Genomic DNA, 11941 nt, shown 5'->3' on the forward strand with positions numbered 1-11941 from the left:
CGTCTCGATTGCCCCACCCCGCTCGGCGCACGTCCCACCGGACGCGCGCCGCACGGGAGGGGTCTACCCGAAGGAGCCCACCATGCGTCTCATGTCGTCACGCCTGTCCCTCCTGGCCCTGTTGTTGATGGCCACCTCCGCTGTCGCGGCCTCTTCCACCTTCGAGCCTCGCGGCACCTGGTCGGCCTCGACCAAGCGCAGCGACCCCTCCACCCTGAACCTCCAGCTCCAGCAGAGCCCGCACCGCAACATGGGCTTCACCGAGCCCCTGGCATCCTTCCAGGGACTGTCCACCACGGGCGGCGCCACCACCTTCACCCTGCCGCGTGAGGCCGGCACCTTCCGCTTCGACGGTCAGTTCCAGGACGGCCAGGGCGCGGGCCACTTCCGCTTCGAGGCCAGCAGCGCCTTCCTCAAGACGATGGCCACGCTGGGCTACTCGGACATCACGCCCGAGGCGCAGTTCCAGCTGGCGGCGACGAATGTCACGACCGCCCGCATCCAGGCCCTGGCCGCGCTGGGCTACAAGCAGCTCAGTACGGAGGAGCTCATCCAGGCGGGCATCTTCGACGTGACGCCGGAGTACGTGCGCGGCCTGTCCGACGCGGGCTACCCCGGACTCCCGTTCAAGGAGCTGGTCGCGGGCCGCATCCACGGCGTCACGCCCCAGCGCGTGAAGGAGCTCTCCAGCGCCGGCTTCACGAAGCTGCCCTGGAACCAGCTGACCGCCATGAGCATCCACGGCGTCACGCCCGACTTCGTGAAGCAGCTGCGCGAGCTGGGCTTCAATCGCACGGACGCGGAGGACGTCATCGCCTTCCGCATCCACGGCGTCACGCCCGACTTCGTGAAGCAGCTGCGCGAGCTGGGCTTCACGGACCTCACCCAGGAGCAGCTTCTGGCCTTCCGCATCCACGGCGTCACGCCCGCGTTCGTGAAGCAGCTGCGTGAGTCGGGCTACCCCAACGTCACGCCGGACGAGCTGGTGGCTCTGCGCATCCACGGCATCGACCGCGTCTTCATCCGCGACATGTCGGGGACGGCGCCGAAGAAGAAGTGACGCCGGGCGCGGTCAACGTCCGACGGTGAACAGCCGGGGCCATGCAGGGCTGCACGAAGCGCCACCCGGCCACAGCTTCCCTTCGGGACGGTGGTGGTGGGGAGGGTGGGAATGTCGCTGCTTCGAGCCGCTTGTGCCGGGATGCTCTTCCTGGCGGCGTGTGCATCAACCAACAAGTCCGCGGTGCCCGAGCCCCGCGCCTCGGCGTCCACGGCGCCGCGAGTCGACGTCGTGAAGTACGGCTTCCACCCCCAGGACCCGGTCCGCGTCGGCTGGGGTGACCGGGGCCTGATGGCCTTCCTGGAGCTGCTGCGCGGACCCCAAGGGCAGCGCATCGCCTGGCGCCGCGTGGGGCCCTGCTGCGGCGTCGGCGCGCCCACCGAGCTGGAGGTCTTCGAGGTGACCTACGACGGGCTCGCCGCGCCGGTGAGCCTCTACCTGGATCCGAACACCGCGGGCGCCGTGCACGCGCCCAACGGCTTCAACCTCCAGGGGCTCGCCTCCCGCTCGCAGGTGGCGCAGGAGGAGACGCCCCGGGTCATCGAGCTGTAGCCCGCGGCTCACTCCAGCGACGGCGCCGTGTCGCCCGGCAGGAACACCTCCCGCGCGAGCGACACGGGCAGCCCGAGCTGGAGGAGCCTGTCATGGAAGTCCTTCAGCACCAGCGTCTTGCCGCGCGACTCCAGGTGGCGGCGGTAGTCGTCGCGCAGCTTGAAGATCTGCATGCGCCCCACGGCGTAATACAGGTACGTGGGGTCGAGCGTGCCACGCTCCACCTCGCGCAGCGCGGGGAAGGGCTCGAAGTACGCAATCTCCGCGTACCGCTTCGCCACCGCCTCCACGGGCTCCCCGTACACGTGCAGCGCCAGCGCCGCGTACCAGCGCGCGTGCCGCTGGAGCGCGCGGCGGAGCTGCCCCAGCCGCACGGCCGGGTCGCCATTGCCCAGACCTTCATCCACCATCATCTGCTCGGAGTAGTGCGCCCAGCCCTCCACCAGGGACGCGGGGGTGAAGACCTTGCGCACGTCCGTGGGAATCCGCGCGCCGTAGAGCAACTGCACGAAGTGGCCGGGCATGGCCTCGTGGACGGTGATGCCCAGGAGGCCCGCGCGGTTGAAGTACGTCAGGTGCTGGGCCTTCTGCTCGGGCGTCCAGCCGGGCTCCACGTTGGTGATGTTGTAGAAGGCCTCGGTGGCCTTCTTCTCGAAGGGGCCGGGGGTGTCCATGGACGCGAAGCCCAGCCGCGCGTAGGGCGGCGTCTCCCGCACCACGGGCAGCCGGTCCGACGGCAGCGTGAGGATGTTCCGCTCGCGCACGAAGCGCTGCAGCTCCACCAGCTGCGCCCGCGCCGAGGCCACCAGCTCCTCCGCCTTCGGGTGGTCCTTCACCAGCTCGGCCATCACCTGCTCGGGCGTCTTGGAAGCATCCAGCCGGGCGGCTTCGCGCGCCACCCAGGCCTTGTAGTCGCGGATGGCGCGCTCGTTGATGTCGCGCAGCGCGTCCGCGTCCAGCGTGACGTGCTCCTCCAGCGCCAGCTTCTTCTCGAAGCGCTCGCGGCCCAGGCGGAAGTCTCCGTCCGCCTTGGGCAGCAGCTCGCGCTCCAGCCACACCGCGAAGGCCTCCAGCTGCCGCGCGGCCTCCTCACGCGCCGCGGTGAAGGCGGCGCGCTCGCTCAGCGGCACCTGGGCATAGCCCTGCGCCGCCAGCGTCCGGGGCAGGTCCGTGCGCAGGTACGCCACGGTGCCACGCGCGTCGCGCAGCGCGTACTCCGCCCACAGCTTCGGGACGCCGCTCAGGTTGAACTGCGCCGCGTCGAGCACGCCGGGGATGCGCGCCATCCGGGAGCGCATGGCGCGCATGCGCTCGGCCACGGGGGCGAACTCGCGTGACGACAGGCCGGCCAGCCCGCTGGAGATGATGCCCACGTAGAAGCCCGGGTTGCGCGCCCAGGGGCGCACCTCCTCCAGCTCCAGCAGGTCGGCGCGCATCGCGTTCTCCAGCACGCGCACGTCCACGGCGGCGTCTCCCGACAGCCCACCGCGCGCCTCCACCTGCTCCAGGCGCGTCAGCCAGCCGCGCAGCGCCTCCGCCTTGCGCTTCAGCGCGTCCGAAGAGACGTCCGGCAGGTGGGCGTCATGCATGTGATAGCCGAGCCGCGTGGCCCGGGTGGGATGCGCCGCCGCATACCAATCCAGGTACTCGCGCGCGAGGAGGACGTAGTCGGCATCCGCGGCGGAGACGGAGGCGGTGGGCATGGCCGTGGAGGACTCCGGCCCAGGCCCCGGGCGCGAAGCGCAAGCGGAGACACAGGCCAACAGGACGAATGAGGAGCGAATGCGCATGGCGCGTCGAGTCTCGTGATGAGGCGGCGGTTCGGAAAGCGGGAAGCGCGCTCTGGATGATTCTTCGTCGAACAGCTCGCGCCCGGGCTGTCGGCGGACGGTCCAAGGGCTCGTACGCCAAGGCGACCGCGGACGGCGACTGTCACGCAATGACTGCCCTGGACCGACTCGCGGACGGGTTGGGTTTCGTCACTTCCCGGCCAGATTGCGCGACCGCGGCACCCCACCGCAGCCAGCCACCGCAACAAGGAGTGAGTATGCGTCTTCGCGCACAGAGCCTTCCTTTGCTGTTGTCCGCCGTCTCAGGCCTCGCCACCGTCGGATGCGGCATCGAAGCCCCCTACCCGGTTCGCCTGGAGCACGGGGAGGTGGAAGCCGCCGCCGGCCGTGAAGACAGCGCGCGCCTGGATGCGGCTCCCGGTTGGGAGCTGTGCGACACGACGGCCCGGATCGTCCGGGACATCATCCCGGGCGCGGGGCACTCCCACCCGCGGGACCTCACCCACGGCAACGAGGCGCTCCTCTTCTCCGCCACGGATGGCGTGGGGGGCCGTGAGCCCTGGGTGAGCGTGGGCGTGGCCTCGGGGACGCGCCCGCTGCTGGACGTGAACGCCGGAGGCTCGGGCTCGGACGTGGGTCCCTTCATCCAAGGCGGGACGACGACGTACTTCGCGGCGAAGAGCGGCATGCATGGCCGCGAGCTCTGGAAGACGGATGGCACCACCGAGGGCACGGCGCTGGTGAAGGACATCTCGCCGGGGGCGCTGGGCTCGGCCCCGGAGCACCTGACGTTCTACGACGGCGTGCTGTACTTCACGGCGAACGATGGCGTGCATGGCCGCGAGCTGTGGCGCAGCGACGGCACGGAGGAGGGCACCTTCCTCCTGCGTGACTTCAGCACCGAGGGGGACCTGGTCTCCAGCCACTTCGAGCTGGTGGCGGGGACGAACGCCCTCTACGTCAAGGTGAACATCTTCTCACCGACCGACCGACAGGCGAGCCGGGTGCAGCTGTACCGAACCGATGGCACCCGCTTCGTGCGGCTCGTGGACGGGCCGGAGGACCACATGCTGGGCGACCTGACGCCGGTGGGGGACAAGCTGTACTTCACCTGGAACTTCGACGCGCCCAAGACGCGGCTCTACGTCACCCACGGCACGTCGAGCTGGGCGCGTTACGTGTACACGTTCATTGGCGCGCCGCTGGGGCTGGTCTCCTACAAGGACAAGCTCTTCCTGAGCGCGACGACGGGCGACGAGGGGATGGACTTCGAGCTGTGGCGCAGCGACGGCACGACGTCCGGCACGACGCGGGTGAAGGACATCTACCCGGGCACGGTGCCGTCGCAGCCGATGAACCTCACGGTGGTGAAGGACCGGCTCTTCTTCGTCGCGGATGACGGGGTGCATGGCCGCGAGCTGTGGAGCAGCGACGGGACGCGCGCGGGGACGCAGCTGCACGCCGACATCGCCGTGGGCGCGCTGGGCTCGGAGCCCTCGGAGCTGACGGCCGTGGAGGAGTACCTCTTCTTCAGCGCCTACACGGAGGCCTGGGGCCGGGAGGCGTGGGTGAGCGACACCCGGGAGCAGGGGGTGTTCGAGGTGCAGGGCATCGCGCCGGGGGCCATGCACTCGCTCCCGAGCGACTTCGTGCGCTCGGGGTGGGACCTCTACTTCGTCGCCAGCGACAACGCCGACTACGGCCGCGAGCTGCGCGCGCTGCGCATCCGGCCGGCGGGCATGTGTGACCTGACCGGCAACGGCGTGCGCTGAGCGGTAGGCGCCTGCTCGCTCTCGGCGCGGCCGGCCTCAGGGGGCCAACCGGGACGGCGTTGGCCCCTTCCCTTCCTGGCCCCGGGTGCCCACATCGGAGAACTGTCGAGTGGCAGGGGGCACCAGGAGCCGGCTGGTGTCCCCTTTTTTCGTGCTCCCAGAGCGGCCGTCCGTCCTTCGAAATGTACGCCTCCGTGCATTTCTCCCCGCCTCCAGCGTCGTCTTGGGCAGAACAGTCATGCTGCTGTCCCGCCGCGGGTCAGCGCGTCTGACGCGTGCGGACGAGTCAGGGCTGGGCTAAGCGTCTGCCTGCCCCTCGGGTACCGCACAGGCCGGCGCCTGCGGCCCGCTCGCTGGAGGAGGTTTCAAGCGATGTCCGACACCGTGGTGAAGAAGAAGCGCCGTTGGCCCTATGTCCTCGGAGGAGTCTTCGCGCTCCTCGTCATCATCGTGGCCGTGGCCCTCTGGCGACTGGACGCCATCCTGCTGAAGACGGCCCGCGACCAGGCGGCCACCTATTCCCAGCTCCTGGGACGTCCCATCGAAATCGGGGACGTCTCCACCAAGCTCTTCCCCACCCTGGGCGCCCAGGTGGAGAACGTCACCGTCGGCCCCGCCGAAGGGGAAGACCTGCCGCTGGCCCAGCTGGCCCAGATTGACGTCCGCGTCGCCGCGGGCCCGCTCCTGTCCTCCAGCGGCAAGGACATCCAGGTGAAGAACGCGGAGGTCTCCGGCCTCACCGTCAACCTGGTCCGCTTCGCCGACGGCACCACCAACGTGCAGCGCCTGCTCCAGCGGCTGGAAGAACAGCAGCCCAAGGAAGAGGAGGCGCCGGCTGAAGCGTCCCAGCCCATGGACCTCTCCGGCGTCCACGTGGAGCGCGCGGCCCTCACCGACGGCGCCATCCGCTTCGTGGACCGCGGCGCCGGAGCGCAGGCCCGCGAGCTGGGCGTGAAGGACCTGGACATCGAGGTGAAGGACCTGCGCGTGGGCAAGCCGCTGGTGGTGAACCTGGCCGCCGCCGTGCTCGCGGACACCCAGAACCTCCAGGTGTCCCTGCACGCCGCGCCGCTGCCGGCCACGCTGGTCCCCACGCCCGAGCGCGTGACGCTGAAGGCGCAGAAAATCGACCTCGCCCCGCTGGGCCCCTTCCTGCCGCCGGACATCGGCCTGCGGGCGGGCACGCTGGACGCGGACTGGCAGGCGGACCTGGGCGGCGCCGTCCCCGGCGGCCAGGGTCCCACGAAGCTGGTGGGCATCATCAAGGCCCTGGGCCTGAGCTTCACCGGCTCCGAGGGTGGCAAGGCGCTGGACGTCGTCATGGACACCGACGTCGCGGGCGACATCACCACCGGTGACCTGGCCCTCAACAAGCTGAAGGTGGACCTGGGCCCCGCGAGCCTCAGCGGCAAGGGCAGCGTGAAGGGCCTGCTCACCGACACGCCCGCGGTGGAGGGCTTCGAGCTGACGGGCCGCAACCTGGACCCGGCCGCGCTCGCCGAGTACTACCCGCCGCTGCGCAAGCAGCTCGACGGGATGATTGCCGGCCCCATCGGCCTGGATGTGCGTGGCAGCGGCACGCAGGACGCGCAGGCGATTGACGTCAACGTGGACCTGACGCCCGTGCGGCTGCGCGTGCCGGCCCAGCTCACCAAGGACGCGGGCGGGGTCATGAAGCTCTCCGCGCGAGTCTCCGGCGCGGCGGCCACGGGCGGCGCCCTGCGCTTCGACGCGAAGGCGGACCTGGGCGGCGTCGACCTGCGGCCCGGCCTGCTGGTGGACAAGGCCCCGGGACAGCGGATGGACCTGAGCGCCGCGGGCACCTACGCGCCCGGCAAGGGCTCCGGAATGAAGGTGGACATCCCCAAGCTCACCGCGAACGTGCTCGCGGACACGATGACGGGCAGCGCGTCCTTCGCGCTCGCGGGCACGGGGAAGCAGCAGACGACGACGTTCTCCGCGGACCTCAAGAGCCAGAACCTGGACGCGGACGCGCTGATGATGAGCGAGGAGGAGGTCCAGGCGCGCGGCGGTCCGCCGCCGGAGGAGCCGCCGTCGGAGGACCCGACGCGCTTCAACGGCTACCGGGGCGACCTCCGCTTCGCGGTGGGCACGCTGCGCTACCTGGACATGAACATGACCCACGTGACGGGCGTGGTGAAGATGACCGACGACCTCATCACGGTGGAGAAGTTCTCCACGGGCGTCTACGGCGGGCGCATCGCCGCGGACGGCACCACGGTGCGCCTGGGCCCGCTGCCGGAGCAGCGCCCCTTCGAGGCGAAGGTGAAGGTGGAGGGCGTCGCGGTGGAGCAGGCGCTGACGCAGTTCACCCCGCAGAAGGCCGTGACGGGCAGGTTCAACGGCAACGTGGACGTGAAGGGCGTGGGCTACACGTCCGAGCAGCTCAAGCAGACGCTGCTCGGTGGCATCAACGGCGACCTGCTGGATGGCGAGCTGCTGGGCAAGGACCTGGTGTCGGCGGTGTCCGAGCCGCTCGCCAAGGCGCTGCCCATCGCGGCCAAGGGCCTGAAGAACGAGCAGGTGACAAAGCTGGGCGGCGACCTGCCCTTCAGCGTTCAAATCAAGGACGGCGTGGCGCAGCTCTCCAAGCCGCTGACGTGGACGCGGCCGGAGGCGGCGCTGAGCTTCGACGGCGGCATCCGGCTGGACGGCGTGCTCGACCTGACGGGCTCGGTGTCACTGACGCCAGCCACGGTGAAGACGCTGACGCTGGGCAAGGTGACGCCGCCGGCCGCCATCCCCGTGGGCCTGAAGCTGACGGGCCCCGCGTGGAAGCCGGAGGTCACCAGCCTGGACCTCAAGCCTGCGGTGACGCAGATCGCGAAGCTGGCGGCCTCGTCGCTGGCGGGCAGCCTGATTGGCGGCGAGCGCGGCCAGCAGGTGCAGGGCCTCATCGAAGGCGGCGAGGACAAGCTTCGCGCCGAGGCCGAGGCCAAGCGCAAGGAGCTGGAGGCCAAGGCCGCCGAGGAGAAGGCGCGCCTGGAGGCCGAGGCCAAGAAGCGCGCCGAGGAAGAAGCGAAGAAGCGCCTGCGCGGCATCTTCGGGAAGTAGCGGTCCGCGCGCGGCACCGGGCCCTCTCTGCCGGTGCCGCGGCCCTCGCGCCCTGAAACACGCTGAAACGACCGGGAAACACCCTGTTCACCCCGTCACCCGAGGCCTGCACTCGGGGACGAGTGTGGCACGGGCCCTGCTGGGGCTTCCTGTCCGTTTCACGCGTCACAAGGGAGCGCGCGACATGCAGACGAGCGAGGACTTCGGCCGCGGGGATTCGGTGACGCCGTCCAGCCCCAGGGTGGTGCCGGTGCGCGAACACCATCGCGTCCTCATCATCGGAGGTGGCACGGCCGGAATCACGGTCGCCGCCCGGCTGGCCCGCGCCGGACAGAAGGGCGTCGCCATCCTCGAGCCCTCCCAGCACCACTACTACCAACCCCTGTGGACGCTGGTGGGCGCCGGGGAGGCGCGCGTCGAGGACACCGTGCGCAACGAGTCCCGCCTCATCCCGCGCGGCGTGAAGTGGGTCCGCGACGCCGCCACGGAGATAGACCCGGAGGCGCGGGAGGTCCTCACCCGCGGCGGCCTGCGCCTGGGCTATGACTTCCTCGTCGTCGCCCCCGGCATCCAACTCGACTGGGACAAGGTCGCGGGCCTGCGCGAGGCCCTGAAGACCCCCCACGTCAGCAGCAACTATGACGTCCAGCTCGCGCCCAAGACGTGGCGCCTGCTCCAGAACTTCCAGGGCGGCACCGCGCTCTTCACCCAGCCCTCCACGCCCGTGAAGTGCGCCGGGGCGCCCCAGAAAATCATGTACCTGGCCGCCGACCACTTCCGCCGCACCGGCGTGCTGGAGCGCTCCAGCGTCGTCTTCGGCTCCGGCGCGAAGGTCATCTTCGGCGTGAAGCCCTTCGCCGCCGTGCTGGAGGGCGTGGTGCACCGCTACGGCATCACGCCCCGCTACCAGCACAACCTCATCGCCGTGGATGGCGAGCGGCGCGAGGCCACCTTCGAGACCCCACGCGACGGGCAGACGGAGCGCGTCACCCTGGCCTACGACATGATGCACGTCACCCCGCCGCAGAGCGCGCCGGACTTCATCAAGCGCGGCCCGCTGTCCTGGCAGGAGGGCCCGAATGCCGGTTGGGTGAAGGCGGACAAGTACACGCTCCAGCACCCGGACCATCCGAACGTCTTCGCGCTCGGCGATGCGTCGGACCTGCCCACCAGCCGCACGGGCGCCGCCGTGCGCAAGCAGGCGCCGGTGCTGGTGGAGAACCTCCTGGCCTGCATGAAGGACCGGCCCCTGCCCGCGCGATATGACGGCTACGCGTCCTGCCCCCTCACCACCGGCTACGGGCGCCTGCTGCTCGCCGAGTTCGACTACGACGGCAAGCCCGCGCCCAGCATCCCGCTCATCGACACCCTCCAGGAGCGGCGCGATATGTGGTTGCTGAAGAAGTACGGCCTGCCGAACCTCTACTGGACCTTCATGATGCGGGGCCTTGCATGAGACGCGGGGGGGCGGGCTATGCACCGACGATGCCCACCGCTCACCTCGTGCTCCCCGCCCTGGATGCCCTCGCGGGCCCCGTGCTCCTCGTGGACCATGCGCACAAGGTGAGCGCGCTCACGCCCGCGCTCGAGGCCCTGCTGGGCGGCACGCCTCGCGCCGGGGCGCCGCTGGCGCACGTCCTGGTGCGGCCTGACGGCGCGGAGCCGCTGGACGCCCTGCTCAAGGACGGCCGGGAGACCTCCGCCCGCCTGCGCGTGGGCGGGCGCCTGAAGTCCGTGCGGGTGCGCGCGGTCCCCCTGACGCGCGGCGCCCGCGTGGGCGGGTGGGCCCTGCTCATCACGCCCGATGCGGAGGGCGAGCTGGATGGCCACGCCGAGCTCTTCCACGGCCTGTGGACCCAGGCGCCCGAGCTGCGGCGCGTCTTCCGCATCGTCGAGAAGGTGGCCCGCACCGAGTCCAGCGTGCTCGTTCGCGGAGAGTCAGGCACCGGCAAGGAGCACATCGCGCACGCGCTGCATGCGCTGTCGGCACGGGCGCGCGGGCCGTTTCGCGCCATCAACTGCGCCGCGCTGCCGCCCAACCTGCTGGAGAGCGAGCTGTTCGGCCATGTGCGCGGCGCCTTCACGGGCGCGGTGCGCGACAGTCCGGGGCATTTCCGGCTCGCGGACAAGGGCTCGTTGTTCCTGGACGAGGTGGCGGAGATGCCCCTGGACCTCCAGGCGAAGATGCTGCGCGTGCTGGAGACGCGCACCGTCATCCCCGTGGGAGGCCGTCAGCCCGTGCCCGTGGACGTGCGCATCATCGCCGCCACGCACCGGCCGCTGCGGCGCGAGGTGGAGGCGGGGCGCTTCCGCGCGGACTTGATGTACCGCCTGCGCGTGGTGCCGCTCTTCCTGCCCACGCTGCGGGAGCGACGAGGCGACATCCTCCCGCTGGCCCTGCGATTCCTGGAGGAGCTGCACCAGCGAGGCACCCGCCGCGTGCAGCGCTTCTCTCCGGGTGCCCGCCGCTTGCTGGAGGAGCACCCCTGGCCCGGCAACGTGCGCGAGCTGCGCAACGTGATGGAGTACGCCTACGTCATTGGCGAAGGCCCGGTGGTCCACGAGGCGGACCTGCCGCCGGAGTTCTCCGAGCCGCGGCAGCCAGCGCCCATGACGAAGCCCGCCCCGGAGGCCTCGCTGGAGCCGGAGCGGATCCGCGCCGCGCTCGCCCAGGTGGGCGGCAACCGCTCCGAGGCCGCGCGCCTGCTGGGCGTCAGCCGCGTGACGCTGTGGCGGCGCCTTCGCGACCTGGGAGCGACGGCGGAACGCTGAGCGGCGCGTCCCTCCGACACCGCCACACGTTCGTTGCCTGACGCCACGGAGCACCCCGAGCCTGGGCCTCGAGCGACGTTTCATGCGGTGTTTCAGGCGCGTTTCACGAGCGCACGCTTGAAGCACTCCGTCTTGCCCGCAGGGTCCGTTTCCACGGTGCCAGCAACCCGCGTCCCCTCGACACGAGCCCCTCCACCTCCACCGCCCGGACGGCTGGCACGCCGCTGGCAATCACGGCCTCGCACCCCCACTCCGACGGAGGCAATCGATGCTCTTCCGCCAGCTCTTCGATGCGGACACCTCGACGTATACGTACCTCCTGGCCGACGAGGCCACGGGCGCCGCCGCGCTCATCGACCCGGTGCTGGAGCAGGCGGAGCGCGACCTGAAGCTCCTCCGGGAGCTGGGCCTCACGTTGTCGGTGGTGCTGGAGACGCACGTCCACGCCGACCACGTCACCGGCGCGGGGGTGCTCCGCGAGCGGACAGGCGCCACCGTGGTGGCCTCCCGTCGCGGCGCGCCCTGCGTGGACCGGACCGTGTGCCACGGAGACCTCGTGCGCGTGGGCGGCCTCGAAGTCCGTGTCCTCGAAACGCCCGGCCACACCGACGACAGCCTGAGCTTCCTCTGTGAGCGCCGGCTCTTCACCGGAGACGCGCTGCTCATCCGAGGCACCGGAAGGACGGACTTCCAGAACGGCGACCCGGGCCAGCTCTACGACGCCATCACCCGCGTCCTCTTCACCCTGCCTGACGACACGGCGGTGTACCCCGGCCACGACTACGCCGGGCACGCCACGTCCACGGTGGGCGAGGAGAAGCGGCACAACCCCCGGCTCGCGGGACGCACGCGCGAGGACTTCATCGTCTTGATGAACGCGCTCCAGCTCCCGCCCCCCCGGAAGCTGGACGTGGCCGTCC

At 70.9% G+C, this 11941-nt stretch carries 8 protein-coding genes; 7 read left to right on the forward strand and 1 reads right to left on the reverse strand.

Annotation, left to right across the window (positions count from 1 at the left end; genetic code table 11):
- Positions 1 to 1060, forward strand: a 1060-nt coding sequence (locus G4D87_RS23285) for a hypothetical protein (RefSeq protein ID WP_240358518.1), incomplete at its 5' end; no start/stop codon positions are given.
- 111 nt (positions 1061 to 1171) lie between these two features.
- Positions 1172 to 1612: a fibril protein gene (locus tag G4D87_RS23290; protein WP_240358519.1), complete on the forward strand. Its 441-nt coding sequence runs from the start codon at positions 1172 to 1174 to the stop codon at positions 1610 to 1612.
- 8 nt (positions 1613 to 1620) lie between these two features.
- On the opposite strand, the gene G4D87_RS23295 is transcribed toward G4D87_RS23290, so the two are convergent.
- Positions 1621 to 3315, reverse strand: coding sequence for a DUF885 domain-containing protein (locus tag G4D87_RS23295; RefSeq protein ID WP_240358520.1), 1695 nt, complete (start codon positions 3313 to 3315; stop codon positions 1621 to 1623).
- A gap of 344 nt (positions 3316 to 3659) precedes the next feature.
- Between G4D87_RS23295 and G4D87_RS23300 the strand changes: the two genes are divergently transcribed.
- The 5 genes from G4D87_RS23300 to G4D87_RS23320 form a co-directional block, all read left to right on the forward strand.
- Entirely contained in the window at positions 3660 to 5174 is a 1515-nt protein-coding gene (locus tag G4D87_RS23300) for an ELWxxDGT repeat protein (protein ID WP_240358521.1), read from the forward strand.
- A gap of 372 nt (positions 5175 to 5546) precedes the next feature.
- Positions 5547 to 8249, forward strand: a complete 2703-nt coding sequence (locus tag G4D87_RS23305; protein ID WP_163784414.1) for a DUF748 domain-containing protein — start codon at positions 5547 to 5549, stop codon at positions 8247 to 8249.
- Positions 8250 to 8433: 184 nt separating this feature from the next.
- Positions 8434 to 9705 carry an NAD(P)/FAD-dependent oxidoreductase gene (locus G4D87_RS23310; RefSeq protein ID WP_163784415.1) on the forward strand — a complete coding sequence of 424 codons (1272 nt, stop codon included), beginning with the start codon at positions 8434 to 8436 and terminating at the stop codon, positions 9703 to 9705.
- A 29-nt stretch (positions 9706 to 9734) separates the two neighbouring features.
- Positions 9735 to 11021, forward strand: a complete 1287-nt coding sequence (locus G4D87_RS23315; RefSeq protein ID WP_163784418.1) for a sigma-54 interaction domain-containing protein — start codon at positions 9735 to 9737, stop codon at positions 11019 to 11021.
- A 268-nt stretch (positions 11022 to 11289) separates the two neighbouring features.
- On the forward strand, positions 11290 to 11941 hold a 652-nt coding region (locus G4D87_RS23320), incomplete at its 3' end, for an MBL fold metallo-hydrolase (protein ID WP_163784416.1).

Source organism: Myxococcus vastator (assembly GCF_010894475.1).
Taxonomy (GTDB): domain Bacteria; phylum Myxococcota; class Myxococcia; order Myxococcales; family Myxococcaceae; genus Myxococcus; species Myxococcus vastator.

Bases quoted from the DNA above. Each gene is read 5' to 3' on its own strand.
- G4D87_RS23290 (WP_240358519.1), top strand. From the start codon at position 1,172: ATGTCGCTGCTTCGAGCCGCTTGTGCCGGGATGCTCTTCCTGGCGGCG.
- G4D87_RS23295 (WP_240358520.1), bottom strand. From the start codon at position 3,315: ATGCCCACCGCCTCCGTCTCCGCCGCGGATGCCGACTACGTCCTCCTC.
- G4D87_RS23300 (WP_240358521.1), top strand. From the start codon at position 3,660: ATGCGTCTTCGCGCACAGAGCCTTCCTTTGCTGTTGTCCGCCGTCTCA.
- G4D87_RS23305 (WP_163784414.1), top strand. From the start codon at position 5,547: ATGTCCGACACCGTGGTGAAGAAGAAGCGCCGTTGGCCCTATGTCCTC.
- G4D87_RS23310 (WP_163784415.1), top strand. From the start codon at position 8,434: ATGCAGACGAGCGAGGACTTCGGCCGCGGGGATTCGGTGACGCCGTCC.
- G4D87_RS23315 (WP_163784418.1), top strand. From the start codon at position 9,735: ATGCCCACCGCTCACCTCGTGCTCCCCGCCCTGGATGCCCTCGCGGGC.